At 57.9% G+C, this 14,797-nt stretch carries 12 protein-coding genes; 9 read left to right on the forward strand and 3 right to left on the reverse strand.

From position 1 onward, the window contains the following. Positions 1–11 precede the first annotated feature (11 nt). Entirely contained in the window at positions 12–575 is a 564-nt protein-coding gene (locus AWR36_RS07635; protein WP_067084017.1) for a phosphoribosyltransferase, read from the forward strand. A gap of 63 nt (positions 576–638) precedes the next feature. Here the strand turns inward: AWR36_RS07635 and AWR36_RS07640 are convergent, their stop codons facing one another. Further along, on the reverse strand, positions 639–1,568 hold the full coding sequence (locus AWR36_RS07640; RefSeq protein WP_067083320.1) for a LysR family transcriptional regulator: 930 nt from the start codon (positions 1,566–1,568) through the stop codon (positions 639–641). A gap of 132 nt (positions 1,569–1,700) precedes the next feature. On the opposite strand from AWR36_RS07640, the gene AWR36_RS07645 reads away from it, so the two are divergent. The 8 genes from AWR36_RS07645 (at position 1,701) to AWR36_RS07675 (ending at position 10,841) form a co-directional block, all read left to right on the forward strand. Next, on the forward strand, positions 1,701–3,041 hold the full coding sequence (locus AWR36_RS07645; protein WP_067083322.1) for an aspartate aminotransferase family protein: 1,341 nt from the start codon (positions 1,701–1,703) through the stop codon (positions 3,039–3,041). 209 nt (positions 3,042–3,250) lie between these two features. Continuing rightward, a complete protein-coding gene (locus AWR36_RS07650; RefSeq protein ID WP_067083325.1) occupies positions 3,251–4,744 on the forward strand; it encodes a CoA-acylating methylmalonate-semialdehyde dehydrogenase in 1,494 nt (497 codons plus the stop codon). A 339-nt stretch (positions 4,745–5,083) separates the two neighbouring features. Then, on the forward strand, positions 5,084–5,281 hold the full coding sequence (locus tag AWR36_RS16295; RefSeq protein WP_197409246.1) for a hypothetical protein: 198 nt from the start codon (positions 5,084–5,086) through the stop codon (positions 5,279–5,281). Continuing rightward, a complete protein-coding gene (locus tag AWR36_RS07655) occupies positions 5,274–6,344 on the forward strand; it encodes an OmpP1/FadL family transporter (protein WP_197409247.1) in 1,071 nt (356 codons plus the stop codon). The genes AWR36_RS16295 and AWR36_RS07655 overlap by 8 nt, the downstream gene beginning before the upstream one ends. Before the next feature lie 494 nt (positions 6,345–6,838). Further along, entirely contained in the window at positions 6,839–7,207 is a 369-nt protein-coding gene (locus tag AWR36_RS07660; RefSeq protein WP_067083328.1) for a PH domain-containing protein, read from the forward strand. Further along, positions 7,207–8,169 carry a phosphodiester glycosidase family protein gene (locus AWR36_RS07665; protein WP_141398493.1) on the forward strand — a complete coding sequence of 321 codons (963 nt, stop codon included), beginning with the start codon at positions 7,207–7,209 and terminating at the stop codon, positions 8,167–8,169. Before AWR36_RS07660 ends, AWR36_RS07665 begins: the two co-directional genes overlap by 1 nt. A gap of 8 nt (positions 8,170–8,177) precedes the next feature. Continuing rightward, positions 8,178–9,065: an Nmad3 family putative nucleotide modification protein gene (locus AWR36_RS07670; protein WP_067083333.1), complete on the forward strand. Its 888-nt coding sequence runs from the start codon at positions 8,178–8,180 to the stop codon at positions 9,063–9,065. A 288-nt stretch (positions 9,066–9,353) separates the two neighbouring features. After that, positions 9,354–10,841 carry a thioredoxin domain-containing protein gene (locus tag AWR36_RS07675; RefSeq protein WP_067083336.1) on the forward strand — a complete coding sequence of 496 codons (1,488 nt, stop codon included), beginning with the start codon at positions 9,354–9,356 and terminating at the stop codon, positions 10,839–10,841. Positions 10,842–10,930: 89 nt separating this feature from the next. Here the strand turns inward: AWR36_RS07675 and AWR36_RS07680 are convergent, their stop codons facing one another. Together AWR36_RS07680 and AWR36_RS07685 are read right to left on the reverse strand one after the other, a co-directional pair. After that, positions 10,931–11,860: an SGNH/GDSL hydrolase family protein gene (locus tag AWR36_RS07680; RefSeq protein ID WP_067084019.1), complete on the reverse strand. Its 930-nt coding sequence runs from the start codon at positions 11,858–11,860 to the stop codon at positions 10,931–10,933. A gap of 393 nt (positions 11,861–12,253) precedes the next feature. Then, complete coding sequence (locus AWR36_RS07685) at positions 12,254–14,356, reverse strand: MltF family protein (protein WP_067104617.1); 2,103 nt, start codon at positions 14,354–14,356, stop codon at positions 12,254–12,256. Positions 14,357–14,797: the final 441 nt, after the last annotated feature.

Here is a 14,797-nt window from a genome sequence, read left to right on the forward strand (position 1 = left end):
TGGGTATCAACGTGAAAAAGCACTTTATCAGCGCGCAGCAACTCCTGACGGACTCCTACGCGCTTGCGGGAAAAATCTTCCAGAGCGGTTTTCGCCCCAACTACATCGTCGGTGTCTGGCGCGGCGGTGCGCCGGTGGGCATCGCGGTGCAGGAACTGTTGCATGTGATGGGCGTGGACGCAGACCATATCGCCATCCGCACCTCCTCTTACACCGGTATCGGCCAGCGCGACAAACACGTGCGCGTGCACGGCCTGACCTACCTGATCAAGCGCCTGGAATCCCACGACAACCTGCTGATCGTTGACGACGTGCACGATTCCGGCCTGAGCATCGACCAGACTATCAAGGACCTGCACGCGGCGTGCAAGAAAAACACCCCGGAAATCCGCGTGGCCACGCCCTACTACAAGCCGGAGAACAACAAGACCGAGCGCGAGCCCCACTACTACCTGCACAAGACCAGCGAGTGGCTGGTGTTCCCGCACGAGATCGACGGCCTGTCCCGCGAGGAGATTCTCGAGTACAAGCCGGAGCTGGCGCCTTATATCGACCGGATTGCTACTGCGGTCTAACCTCTTGGACCAGAGGGGCCACATCCGCGGCCCCTCCCTTCCCGCAATCCAGCACGAGTATTCTCATCCCCCGGCGTGCACAGCTGCCAAGCAGTCCCAGAGCGCCTTAACGATCCGCGACGGCTTCGGCGATATCCGCTGAATCGCCACAAAATCACACTGGTACTGATAGCGCTGCGGGCAGATCGCACGAATCTCACCCTTCTTCACAAATGACTCCGCATAGTGATCCGGCAGGTAGCCGATATAGCGGCCGGACTGCAGGCAGTGGACGATGGCCTCCTGGTCGTTGACGGTGATATCCCGCTCCAGCCCCAGTTTGTTGCCCACTTCCATATTTGGTGAGTGGTAGCCGAGGCCGGCATATTTGCAGTTCCTGATGGCGTCATCGTCGATGGAGATATCCGCAGTCTCGAACAGCGGGTGACGGTAACCGCAATAGAGATACATCTGCTCGTAGAACAGGTGCTGGTAGTCGAGACTGGGTGAGGCCCGATGAGTGGGGATCACTCCCAGCTGAAAGCGCCCCTCCATCACCCCGCGCTCGATCTCGTTGGTGGGCTCGATATGGATATCCAGGCTCACTTCCGGTGCCAGGTCATCGAACTGGCGCAGGGCCTCGCCGATCTGGGCGGCAGGGTTGGTGACCATCTTGTCGAACAGGGCGATGGCAATATGGCCGGTCATACGCTTGTGTACATCGGCCACCTCGCCGCGGAACGTCTCCAGGGAGGCGAGCAGTTTCAATGTCGCCTGGTAGATCTGCCGCCCCTCCTCGGTCAGGGCAAAACCGGCGCGGCCGCGCCGGCACAGGGTCACCCCCAGGCGCACCTCCAGATCCTTGATATGACGGCTGATGGTGGAGCGCCCCACGTTCAGCTCCAGCTCCGCAGCCGAGAAGCCCCCGGCCTCCGCTACGGCACGGAAGACCCGCAGCAACCGCAGGTCGATATCACTCAGCTGGCCCAGCAGGGCGGCCTGTTTGCGTCCCATCGGTCATCTCTCAAAACATAGTTTCATAAATATGAAACCAAACGTCGATAAATTGCAATTTATGCAACTTTGAAGCTCACCTAAAGTCACTGCCATTCCACAGTCATACCGAGTGTTTCCGGGAGAATAAGAATGAGTGACAAGTTCGCCGGGCTGACCCAGGCACAGCTGGACGCCCACTGGATGGCCTACACGGGCAATCGCCAGTTCAAGAAGGATCCGCGCATCATCACTGGTGCCGATGGCTGCTACTACACCAGTGCCGACGGCCGCCGCATTTTCGATGGCCTGTCCGGCCTGTGGACCTGCGGCGCGGGCCACAACCGCGCGGAAATTGCCGATGCGGTCAGCGAACAGTTGCGCACCCTCGACTACTCGCCCGCATTCCAGTTCGGCCACCCGAAGGCCTTTGAACTGGCCGAGCGCATCACCCAGTTCATGCCGGAGGGACTGAACCGGGTGTTTTTCACCGGCTCTGGCTCCGAATCCGCCGAGACCTCGCTGAAGATTGCCCGTGCCTACTGGCGCAAGAGGGGCATGCCCACCAAGACCAAGCTGATCGGCCGCGCCAAGGGCTACCACGGAGTGAACTTCGGCGGCATTAGCGTCGGCGGCATTGGCGCCAACCGCGCCCTGTATGGGACCGCCGTGGATGCCGACCACCTGGCCCATACCGTGCTGCCGGAAAATCGCTTCAGCAAGGGCATGCCGGAAGAGGGTGCCCACCTGGCCGATGAACTGCTGGAGCTGATCGCCCTGCACGATGCCTCCAACATCGCCGCAGTGATCGTCGAGCCCATGGCCGGCTCCGCCGGTGTTCTGCCGCCGCCCAAGGGCTACCTGCAGCGCCTGCGTGAGATCTGCGACCAGCACAATATCCTGATGATCTTCGATGAGGTGATCACCGCGTTTGGCCGTATGGGCGCCGCTACCGGTGCCGAGGCCTTCGGTGTTACTCCGGATATTCTCAACACCGCCAAGCAGCTGACCAACGGTGCCGTGCCCATGGGTGCGGTAATCGCCAGGCAAGAGATCTACGACACCTTCATGGAACAGGGTGGCCACGACTACCTGCTGGAACTGCCCCACGGTTACACCTACTCCGCCCACCCGGTAGCCTGTGCCGCAGCGCTGGCTTCCCTGGATATCCTGGAAAAAGAAAACCTGTTCAGCCGCGCTGGCGAACTGGCTACCGTGCTCGAAGAGCGTGTACACCAACTGAAAGGCCTGCCGCTGGTCACCGATATCCGCAACTGCGGTGTCGCCGCCGGCCTCACCATCGAAGCCGCACCGGGCGAACCGCTGCTGCGTCCCTACCAGATCGCCATGAAGATGTGGGAGAAGGGCTTCTATGTGCGTTACGGGGGCGACACCGTACAGCTGGGCATGCCGTTTGTCGCCGAGCCGGAGGAAATCGATCGCCTGGTGAGTGCGCTGGGTGACTGTATCAAGCTGGTGGCCGACAGCCAGTAAGCAGGCGCTAAAAGTAACCGGCCACCCCGGACACTGATACCCAGATTTCAGGGGGTCGAGCGCTTTTTATTTCAGACCACCGTCGTCATCCCGGCGCAGGCCGGGATCCAGTGTAACGAAGCTAAATGCCAGCGGGCATTGGATGCCGGATCAAGTCCGGCACGACGAGAAACAAATTTTATAGATCTAAAAAATAGAGAGGTTTACTCATGAGCATTGTGGGTCATTACATCAACGGTCAGGTCAATGAGGCCGCCGAGCGCACCCAGGACGTATTCAACCCGGCCACCGGGGAGGCGACCAAGCAGGTCGCCATCGCCGCCAAGGAAACCGTCGAAGAGGCCATCGCCGCGGCACAGGCCGCTTTCCCCGCCTGGCGCAACACGCCGCCGGCCAAGCGCGCCAAGGTGATGTTCAAGTTCAAGCAGCTGCTCGAGGAAAACGCGGAACAGATCTGCGCGATGATCGGCGAAGAGCACGGCAAGATCTCCCACGACGCCATGGGTGAGCTGACCCGCGGTATCGAGAACGTGGACTTCGCCTGCTACGCACCGCAGATGCTGAAAGGTGAGCACAGCCGCAATGTGGGCCCCAACATCGACTCCTGGAGTGAAATGCAGCCCTTGGGCGTGGTGGCCGGTATCACCCCGTTCAACTTCCCGGCCATGGTACCGCTGTGGATGTTCCCGCTGGCTATCGTGTGCGGCAATACTTTCGTGCTGAAACCGTCCGAGCGCGATCCGTCCGCCGCTATCTACCTGGCCCAGCTGCTGCAGGAAGCCGGCCTGCCGGATGGCGTCCTGAACGTGGTCAACGGCGATAAGGTTGCCGTAGACACCCTGCTGACTGCACCGGAAGTACAGGCGGTCAGCTTTGTCGGCTCCACGCCGATTGCAGAGTACGTGTACTCCACCGCCAGCGCACACGGCAAGCGCTGCCAGGCTCTCGGCGGTGCCAAGAACCACGCCATCATCATGCCCGATGCCGACATGGACAACGCCGTTGCCGCATTGACCGGTGCTGCCTTCGGTTCCTCCGGCGAGCGCTGTATGGCTCTGTCGGTTGCCGTCTGCGTGGGCGACGAGGCTGCGGATACGTTCATCGAGAAGATGAGCGGCGAAATGCAGAAGCTGAAAGTTGGCGCCTACAGCGATAGCAGCAACGATTTCGGCCCGGTGATCACCGAAGCACATATGAACAAAGTGAACGGCTATATCGCCAGCGCTGAGGAACAGGGTGCGACCATTGTGGTGGACGGCCGCAACCCGAAAGTGAAAGGCTTTGAAAACGGCTTCTTTGTCGGCGGTACCCTGATCGACAATGTGAAGCAGGGCATGACCTGCTACGAAGAGGAAATCTTCGGCCCGGTACTGCTGGTGGTGCGCGCCAAGAGCATGGAGGAGGCCATGCAGATGATCAACGATCACGAGTATGGCAACGGCACCTGCATCTTTACTCGCGACGGCGAGGCAGCGCGCTACTTCAGTGACAACATTCTCGTCGGCATGGTGGGTATCAACGTACCGCTGCCAGTGCCGGTTGCCTACCACAGCTTCGGCGGTTGGAAGCGTTCCCTGTTCGGTTGCCTGAGCGCTTACGGCCCCGACGGTGTGCGCTTCTACACCAACCGCAAGACCATCACCCAGCGCTGGCCGTCCAGTGGCGTGCGCGAGGGTGCCCAGTTCTCCTTCCCGAGTAACTGATCCCCGCACAGGGCTGAACTGCGCTCCCCTGGACCTTCCGGGGGAGCGAGCCCCAACCGAGGGTTTTAACATCAACAGCCACCATTTTGCCCTCAGCAACATTCCCCAGCTGAAGTGGTAGCGCTTGATATTGCTTGCCTGGAAGCTTTCCAGATCAGCAACGACCCGTTGCTACCCGTCTTTTTCAAATCTACCCCCGCACTCAGACCTCTTCTGAAACGCCTCCTTTTATGCATAAGAATAGAAATTTTTAGTATTTCACGGTTATAACGTCAGGCCCGTAGAATCCTCGCCCCGCAAAAGACCTTTTACCAAGCACCAGGCCCGAAAGTAGGATCAATGAGCAAGAAGATCGCCCAGCTGTCTGCCGCAGCACTCTCCGCAGCCGCACTGTTTACCGTGTACTGCGCCGAAGCCACCAATGGTTATTTCGTTGAAGGGGTAGGCCCGAAGGCGCAGGCAATGGCAGGCGTTGGCGTGGCCCTGCCACAGGATGCGCTGGCCGCTGCCAACAATCCGGCGGGTACTGATGGGTAACCGACTGGATGTGGGTTTCACCGTATTCAGCCCCGATCGCAGCGCGCGCATTCGCGGCAACCTGGCCGGTGCGGACGGCGATTACGATGGCAATGAGAAGAGCGATTTTGTCATTCCGGAGTTCGGCTATACTCGCATGCTCTCCTCACAACTGAGCTGGGGTGTTGCGGTTTACGGCAACGGCGGCATGAATACCGGCTACCGGAGCAATCCGTTCGCCGCTTTCGGCTCCAGCGGTGAAGCCGGGGTCGACCTGAGCCAGCTGTTTATCACCCCGTCACTGGCCTACCGCCCGACCCCGGATCACGCTTTCGGTATCGCCACTACCTTCGCGGTGCAGCGTTTTGAGGCCACCGGATTACAGGCCTTTGATAACCCGTTTGTTTCCGCCAGCGCGGGTAATGTTACCAATCGCGGCCATGACACCGCCCACGGCTGGGGAGTGAAGCTGGGCTGGATCGGTCGCCTGCGCGAAGACCTGAGCCTTGGCCTGACATGGTCTTCCCGTATCGAAACCGGAGAATTCGAGCGCTACGAGGGCTTGTTTGCCGACGGCGGCGGCTTCGATATTCCGGAAAACTACGCGGTCGGCCTGAGCTGGAGCGCCACACCGCGCCTGACCCTGGCCGCCGACTGGCAGCGTATCCTGTACAGCGATACCGGCTCCGTGGGTAATTCCCTCAGCCTGCTGTTCCAGGGCAAACCGCTGGGTGCCGATGGTGGCCCGGGTTTCGGCTGGCAGGATGTTGAAGTCTCCAAGCTGGGGGCAGCCTTCAGGGCTACTGATGACCTCACCCTCCGCGCCGGTATCAGCCACGCCGAGCAGCCGATTCCGGCAGAGGAGGCCTTCATCAATATTCTCGCCCCCGGCGTGATCGAAGATCACGTCAGCATTGGTGCTGACTGGCGCACGGCCCTGGGAGAGTTCACCGTGTCCTACGCCCATGCTTTCGAGGAGTCCGTACAGGGAGACAACTCCATCCCCGCTGCCTTCGGCGGCGGTGAAGCGGAGCTGACCATGAGCCAGGATATCCTGCGTTTCGGCTGGTCCCGCAACTTCTGATTCAGGCAAGGCCGCCTATCGGCGGCCTTCGATCTCGCCACAGATACACCCGAGCAAAGGGCAGATAAACCGGCTCATCCAAGCGCAAGTGAGAGCCCGCCTCTTAACTACCCACCTACCAGGCCCACACCTTCTCTTCAGAGTCAGCCCGCAGAGACTCCATCGTTACCGTCCTTTCCGTAGCTTCCATGGTAGCGGCTCGAATGTATGCGCAATTCGACAACCTCGAAGGCCTAATCCACTCGTGATATAAAAAACCCGAATGTAGCCCGGAGGCACCTCTCCAGTACCGCTGGAATTGAGGATGGACCGTCCATAGTTGACGACCAAGGGCAAAGCACCTCGAGACCCAGAACATAAATCGAGCGCTATATCGTCACCAATGAGCAGGCACTCAGCCCAGACTCTTCTGATAGCGATACTGTGTCGGTAGGGTCACTAAAGATCGCCCCAAAAGGCGGTAACAACAATATTCTGCAATTAAAGGACACATTATGATCGACTTTGAAAACAAAGGATTCTTCAAGCTAAAGCAGAATGCTGCCTTCGCGGCGAAAGTGGCACCACTGCTGCTCGATGGCGAGGAAGTGCTGGATTCCTTCAAGTCATTCCGTGATGGAGTGGTATTTACCAGCAAGCGCATTATTGCTGTTAACGTGCAGGGTCTCACGGGTAGCAAAAAGGATTTCACATCCCTGCCCTACAAAAATATCGTCGCCTACTCTGTGGAGTCATCCGGAACTTTTGACCTGGACTCAGAGTTGGAGATCTACTTTTCTTCACTCGGCAAGGTGAAATTCGAATTTACCGGCAGCACCAGGATGTTGGATATCTGTCACTATATTTCCAGGTTTGCACTGTAGTGGATCAGCGTGCTTTTAATCATACAAAGTGTGCAGGAAAATGCTTTGCCTGCCGATCTCGTGCAGCATGGCCAGCAGGCGGTACGGTATCGTTGGCGGTGATCGCCTTCGTGGTGATCAGTGCACTGGCGAACAATGTGGCCGCCTCGGACGACAAGGGGGGTAGTGATCATCCCCCCCTGCGCGTCCATAAAGCGGATGGAAACAGTTTTTTCTTATCCATCCCGGTGGAAGGCTCGCATCTCCAGATAGTTCCCGTACTGTCTGACACGGCAAGAGCCATGGGTGAGTGGGCGAAAATCCCGGCTGCACTTGCTGTCGTCAATGGTGGCTTTTTCTCCGGTGACAGGGCTCTCTCATTTGTTGCCCATCGCGGCCAAGTACTCGCAGAAAATGCCAGCTCGGTGAATCGCGGGGGCACCACATATCCTGTTATGCGCAGCGCTTTCTGGGTCGACCGTAGCGGTCAGCCAAAACTGGGGTGGATTTATCATCATCCCGGCGAATCGATTCCGCGGCAATACCGGACGCCACTGCCCTACTCCGGAAGCGATGATGCACCGTTGACTCCCCCCGCCCGTGCAAATGGACGTTCCCTTGATCTCGACTGGGGTATTGGCGGTGGACCACGCCTGCTCAAAGATGGCAGACCCTACCTGACCTTTCAGGAGGAAATCTTCTGGGGATCGGGTTTGCGGCTGGATGATCGTCGCCCCCGGACGGCAATTTGTATCACCAGCAAACAACATACCCTGATTTACGTCACGCGGAGCGCACGACTGGATGAACTCCCAGATAGACTCCTTCAGGTGGGTTGTGTCAATGCAATGAATCTCGACGGCGGCGGCTCCACAGCGCTGTACGTTAACGGTGAGAAAATCTTCGACCAGGGCCGGGCAGTGCCTGCTGTACTCATGCTCAGCAAGCGATCTACTGGCCGGAAATCCACGACAGAAAGGTAAGGCCTGCAATGCGCCTGATTCTTAGCCGCAAAGGTTTCGACTCCTCCGCCGGCGGCTGTCCGAGCCCGATTTTTCCTGACGGCACCCTGTACCCTCTGCCCATCCCCGATGCCAAATCGCGCATTCAGTACGACCAGATCCAGCATGGTGGCACCGATATCGGCGAGCTGGTGAATGACTTGACCCGGGGGCGCTATACCGGAAAACAGACAGCACACCTCGATCCGGATATGTACCCGGAGGCACTGGCGCGGTCACTGGAGTGGAGGCCATTGCTCGGCCAGACCGGCGCGGCGCAGGGACATTTGCGTCGCCAGGGTGTACAGATTGGAGACCTGTTTCTGTTCTTCGGACTGTTCAGACCCGTCGAATGCTCACTTGGCCACTGGCGGTTTGTAAAGAATGCAGCCGCACGGCATATCCTCTGGGGCTGGCTGGCAATCGGTGATATTCAGCAGGTGGATGAACTTAGCGAGACGAGTCTCCCGTGGGCACGCTACCATCCGCACTTTCAAATTGGCCCCGATCGCGCCAACACCCTGTATCTGGCAGCCGACCAGTTCAGGTTACCACGAGCCAAACAGTTCTTGCCGGGAGCCGGTATTTTTCCATCGGTATCCCCCCGCCTGGTACTGACAGCCCCGGATTCCTCCAAGCCTTCGCTCTGGCGGCTACCGGCATACTTTTTCCCCTTTCCGGACCGAACTCCCCTCAGCTATCACAACAAATGCGAGCGCTGGCTGCCTGGTGCAAGGAACCGGACACGGGGGTTCTGCCAGCTACAAAGTGCGGCAAGGGGGCAGGAATTCGTGCTCGATGCAGACCAATACCCGGAGTGTCGACAATGGATCTCCGGCCTGATCCGTCAGTTTGGCAGGGCGACAGTGGGTGTGTGATCTTGACACCTGAACACCAATTTCCGGAAAAGTAGTTTGTTTATGCGCCAGATAATCCGCACCCCCTCGCAGCAACAGGCGGCCACTGTGGAGCACAAAAACGCCGTGTGATACAACAAAATTAGAATAATGATCACAGGGATTACGCGCATGGATGAACGCTATTACCGGAGTCGACGGAGCCGAAGCGCTTACCGGCTGCTCATCGTATTGATTTTACCCCTGATCTGCTCTGCCTGTGGGCCTGACAATCCATCCGGAAGCACAGAGCAAGCAAAAGTTAATCCAGTGGTCGCCCAAGTTGGCGATAACGCCATCACTTTGGCGGAGGTGGACCAGAAAATCCGGCTCGAAAGGCACGACCTGGCCATCGCCGAATATGAATTGCGCTTCAACACCCTGAAGTCACTGGTGGAAAAACAGCTGCTATCGGCCAGAGAAGCAGGGAACGGTGGGGACAAGCCAACTGTTGACTGGCTACTACCCTACCCCCAGCCGCCCAGACTCACGATCAGCACCAGCGAGCGCAGACTGCGAGGCAATCCCGATGCGCCAGTGATTCTTGCGCTTTTCTGTTCTTATCAATCTGTGCACTGCGCTTCCACAAATCTCGTGATGCGCGAATTGCTCAATCGTTACGCTGGCTGGCTTTCGCTCGTACCTTTTGACTTCCCCATGCACTACCACCGGCAGGGCAAACGGGCCGCGCAGGCTGCTCGCTGTGCAGGGGACCAGGCAGCACCATGGTCATACGCAGATGGCCTCTACGCACGAGCCAAAACACTTGAGGAGAAGAGCTACCCGCTACTTGCCATTCAACAGGGTTTCCATGAAGGCGAGTTTACAAGGTGTCTGAAAAAAGCGGTATTCAGCGATGACATAGAGCAGGATATTGCATTGGCTCGCGATCTGGGGCTTCAGAGTGTCCCGGTTAGCTTTGTGAACGGGCTCTATATCAAGGGCCCCAAAACGCTGGACCACTACGCCATGTGGGTTGATCAGGAGCTCCTGCGCCTGGGGCACGATCCCGCATCACCCCACCCGCAAGCTGCACGCTGGCGACGTTCAACTGAAGGTATCCCCGAGACAGAGCTGCCCCTGGAGCTGACCGGGACCAGCGTCGCTTCCCGGGCGGATCAATCATCCGCGCTGATCCGTGTCCGGGGCGCGCAGGCCAAGTCGTTCACTCCCGGAGATACCCTCATGCCCGCAATCACACTCGAGCGCGTGCATGAACGCCACGTGATCCTGGACGTGGATGGCCGCCGGGAGCGCCTGATGCTGCGTGGATCGGACGGCGATTATGTACATGTACCCAAGACCGGCTCCACAGAGCGGGATGAGGAAACCCTGCGCCGCATTGAGCAGCCCGAAGGGGAGTCACGCAAGCTCGTTGCCCCGTCTGGGGTCTTACCGCTGGGGCAGCAGTGGCTGCAGGAACAGCTTCGCAATCGCGAGGACCTGGAGCAGAAGTTCGTCGAGGCCGAACTTGTGGTGGACGGCTACAATCTGCTTCGGCTTGAGGGTATTGAGAGTAATGAGTTCTTCACTGCCCTGGGGTTTGAGGAGGGAGACGTGGTGGTAAGGGTGAATGATACCTGGGTGCACAGCGGCCAGAATCAGCTCTGGGACGCATTGACCAGCGGTGAAGTCATTGATGTGACCTTTATGCGCAACGGCCTGCCCCAGCGTCTCCAGTATGTCGTCGAGGACAAGGGCTACTTTGAACAGCCCTCAGAAGGCGACAAGGACAGCAGCAGTGGCGACTCTGACTGAGCCTTGTCTGGTTAATTATCCGCTGCCACGGTTTTTCCGCTCCTAAAATGAGTAGGGCCCCGGCAGGGGCCCTGTTCACCGCGCTTCAGTTACTTGTCCGGATTACCGTTCCACATCAGGTCTGCCACGGTATTCTGGCCCTGGATGCTGGGGTGGAAGCAATCGCCACCATCGATATCATCCTTGCCAAACTGGAAGGTACCCACATTGGCCTGGTCCTGCCCGGAGTATTCCGCGACTACTTCAACGCCATTGAGGCCGTTATAGGAAGCAGCCTCCTGTTGCAGCACTTCGTTGTACAGCTGCTGCGCTGCCTCGATACCGGCGGAGCGGGTCGCAAAAGATTCACCGTTCATAGTGCCGCCATCCGTGGCGATCCGGCAAATACCAAATGACGACCAGGCGTTTTCACAGTTAACGCGCCAATTGCCGCTTTGCTTGGCAAGGCCTGCGGCCCGCAGGTCCTGAACCCGTGGTACCGATCCCAGCACGACTGTTGAACCCGCGGGAAGCCCGTTTACCAGCTTGTCGAGTCCCGCCTGTACCGCCCCGCGCCATTCGCTTTCGCTATAGAGTGGGTCCGTACAGTTGGCCGGGTCAATACAATCCCGATTGCAGATATCGTTGCCTCCGAGCACCACTTCAACATGATCCGCGACCACGGTTTCCGTGAGAATACGGTCAGCCTGCACACTGAAACTATCGCTGCCACCGCGCATCTCTGCACCGGAACGGGCGGCATTTTTGTTGGCCGCAACATTGGGGTCCAGCGCCTTGTACTTGTCATGGACACTGTTGACACTGCTATCCCAGCCATCAAACCAACTGTGTTCCGGTTGATCGCCTCCCAGCAGGCAGAAAAATCCGCCAGTGAAGAAGGTATTGCCGGTACAGTCCGCTGCGAACCCCATGGTAATACTGTCACCGGCTGCTGTTCCCTTCGCGGGTGCGGCAGAGGTGTTCAGGGATAACAGCGCAGTGGTCACAGCGAGGGAAATTAACAGACTTGCTTTCTGCATGATGTTTTCTCCGATCATCGGTTTTTATGCTTTTATTTTTCTTTAGCGGCGAACCGTAAAATATTAGCGGCGCTAAACCCGAATAAATAAAACAATCGTGCTGACCAGAGAGTCGACCATGCTGAATTGAGATCGGCCTCGCAAACCTGTCATCAGATACGTTAAGTTGATAGACGCAAAAATTTGAATTCAGCGCCAACTTGGCCGCAACATCCCCACCCAAAAGAAGAATGACCTGCCAACCGCGCGAGTCACGGTTCCAAGGTCAGTGGTACATGCAGGTAAAGAGAGTCGGCGAAACAGGCGGCATAAAAAAGCGCCCCATGAAGAGGGGCGCTGCAGGCCTGGTTGCAGGCCGGGGAAATTCGTCTGAAGTTCACATACCTCAGGCTGTCAGAGCTGTTGATTGCCGAGCTGCTCCTTGCGCGCCACGGAAAGATAACCCAGATAGCGGTCCCGGATCTTGCGGACATACTGGACCGGTTCGCGGCCGCGCACATAGCCGAAACGCGCCTGGCGATAATATTCCGGCTTGCTGAGCAGGAGCATCGCTTCCTCGACATGCCCAAACCAGCGATCCGGGTCCTTGCCGAGACTCTGTGCGAGCTTGCGCGCATCGCGAACATGTCCGTGACCGGCGTTGTAGGCCGCCAGGGTGAAATATATTCGCTGATCGAATTCGAGGCGTTTGGGAAAGCGATCCTCCAGCCAGTCCAGATAGGTAACACCCGCACGGATATTATTTTCTGGCTGGTAGAGGTCGCCAACGCCCAGCTCCCGCGCAGTGCGGGGCAGCACCTGCATCAGTCCGCGGGCATCGGCGAAGGATCGCGCCCGGGGATCGAATTGGCTTTCCTGATACATCTGTGCCACTACCATACGCCAGTCGCGATCCAGCTCGGAGGCATACCGCTTCACAATCGGATCGTATGGCGACAGCCTTTTGGCACTGCGGAGGCGATCCTGCAATGGTTCATGCCTGCGCTTGCTCTCTTTGAAATACTTGTTATAGGTGACGTTAAAGAACAGGCCACGGTATTTTGCGTTGAGGAAGCCGTTCAGCTTTTGCAACAGTTCCGATTGGTCATTGCGCACAGCCCAGGCGATATCCTGCTTTCCCGGAAGGGTCCCCACCACGGTAAAGTCATCGCGATAAGTGCGTTCAATATCAACCAGATGGGAATCGGCCACTGTAAACGGATAGTCCCCATTAGCGACTGCCTCTATCAGGTGCTCGGTGGTTGCACCCTCTACGGTGACAAGCTGCAGAGGCTTCTCTTGATTCTGGGCGAGTGTTCGCAGGTTGTCGTGATAACTGGTCAGAGGATTGACTGCAACCTGCGCTCCGGCCAGCAGTTCCTCTACACGGGTGGGGGAAGCTTTACGGCTCGCATGCGATGCCGCCGCGATAATTTGCTCCTCAACCTGCATATAGGACCGGGTGAAGGCGAGCCCCTGCTCACGACGCGCATCGGTGACGGTCAGGGATGCCGCCACCATATCCCCTAACCCCGCATTCAGCGCTTCCGCCAGGTCAACATCAGGGCCTGGAACAACCATACTGAGTCGTAGCCCCTGCTCTTTGGCAAATCGCTTCAGCAGGTCGTAATCAAACCCCATCAGCTCACCCTTCCACATAAAGTAGGAAGCCGGATGGTTACGGGTAAGGACTCTTAACGTGCGACTCTTTTTGATTTCTTCCCAATCTCGCAGGGGTCGTTCACGCAACTGGTCGGCGATCAGGTGCTCCTCGGTGAGAAACTCATTGAGAGCTTGCTCCAGATCGGGGGCTTTTTTCCGAACCGCCCAGGCAATGGCTCTCTGGGCATGCAGAGTTTCACTCACTGCCAGCTGCGGGTAATAGGGCAGCAGGGCATCAGCCAGGTTGCTATCCACCACGGTGGCGGGATACTCGCCAGAAGCGACCGCGCCCAGCAGGGAATCGTGATCCACCGGTTCGTCGAGATAGCGAATTTCAAACCGGCCGTTATTCGCCGTATCGTCGCCTGTGGCGGATGGAGAGTCACTTTTCTGGACTGCGGAAGCCAGTGAGTGCGCGAAGGCACTGCCACGCCGCACGGCTACCAACAGGGGCTCATCATTTCCTGCCGCTTGCATATCGGCACGAGTGACCAGCAATTCACGGACATATTGAAGCGGGCGGGTGAACGCCACTTCCTCGGCACGAAACTCCGTGCGGGTGAAGTTGATGGCAATGACATCACCGCGCCCTTCCGTCAGCGCCGGTATCAGGTCAGCGAAGCTCTGCACGTATACCCACTGGGGCTCGAGACCGCGGCTACGCGCAAATTTTTCCGCCAACTCGCGCCAGGTACTGCTGGGGAGGCCGTCCCGCGGCAGGGACAGGTCGGTAAGCCCGACCGGTGCCAACAGGCGCAAAGTCCCGTGCTCGCGAATCGAAGCGAGGTCACCTTGCTCGGTATAGTTTTCAAAAGCTGGTGGCTGCGGCTCTGCTGGCTCCACTGCTGGCGTCATTTCCTCTATACCCACCTGCGCGGACTGCCCTTCCTGCCCAACTTCACGGTCGCTTTTCCCACAAGCAACCAGAGTGAGCAGCGCTGCCATCAAGACAGACAGGAGAGTTATGCCTCTAGCAAACTTTCGATCCTTCACGGTTTCGCCTTTATGTTTATCGGATGCATTGTTTTTTGGAGTACCCATTAATGCACTACGGAAGAAATTGTGCAACGTCTCACAATTTTGCTGCCAAGTTTCATCTGGCATGTAAATTGCGGGGAACGCCATACAGACTATAAAAATAAATGTTGCGCTAGACGTCCTTTACTGGTCGGACAAGTACCCTCGCGACGAGTGGAAGGTGCTGCAGGTTGAATAAAAAAGTGGCTTTTCTGGTCGCGGATGTTACTGATCGGCTGTTCCATTCGCTTCACCGACCACAACAAAAGAGCTCACTCC

The organism is Microbulbifer flavimaris, assembly GCF_001641755.2.
Taxonomy (GTDB): Bacteria; Pseudomonadota; Gammaproteobacteria; order Pseudomonadales; family Cellvibrionaceae; genus Microbulbifer; species Microbulbifer flavimaris.

What these genes read in the sequence shown, in the direction of transcription:
- AWR36_RS07640 (WP_067083320.1), bottom strand. Translation starts at nt 1,568, where the DNA reads ATGGGACGCAAACAGGCCGCCCTGCTGGGCCAGCTGAGTGATATCGAC.
- AWR36_RS07645 (WP_067083322.1), top strand. Translation starts at nt 1,701, where the DNA reads ATGAGTGACAAGTTCGCCGGGCTGACCCAGGCACAGCTGGACGCCCAC.
- AWR36_RS07650 (WP_067083325.1), top strand. Translation starts at nt 3,251, where the DNA reads ATGAGCATTGTGGGTCATTACATCAACGGTCAGGTCAATGAGGCCGCC.
- AWR36_RS16295 (WP_197409246.1), top strand. Translation starts at nt 5,084, where the DNA reads ATGAGCAAGAAGATCGCCCAGCTGTCTGCCGCAGCACTCTCCGCAGCC.
- AWR36_RS07655 (WP_197409247.1), top strand. Translation starts at nt 5,274, where the DNA reads ATGGGTAACCGACTGGATGTGGGTTTCACCGTATTCAGCCCCGATCGC.
- AWR36_RS07660 (WP_067083328.1), top strand. Translation starts at nt 6,839, where the DNA reads ATGATCGACTTTGAAAACAAAGGATTCTTCAAGCTAAAGCAGAATGCT.
- AWR36_RS07670 (WP_067083333.1), top strand. Translation starts at nt 8,178, where the DNA reads ATGCGCCTGATTCTTAGCCGCAAAGGTTTCGACTCCTCCGCCGGCGGC.
- AWR36_RS07680 (WP_067084019.1), bottom strand. Translation starts at nt 11,860, where the DNA reads ATGCAGAAAGCAAGTCTGTTAATTTCCCTCGCTGTGACCACTGCGCTG.
- AWR36_RS07685 (WP_067104617.1), bottom strand. Translation starts at nt 14,356, where the DNA reads ATGACGCCAGCAGTGGAGCCAGCAGAGCCGCAGCCACCAGCTTTTGAA.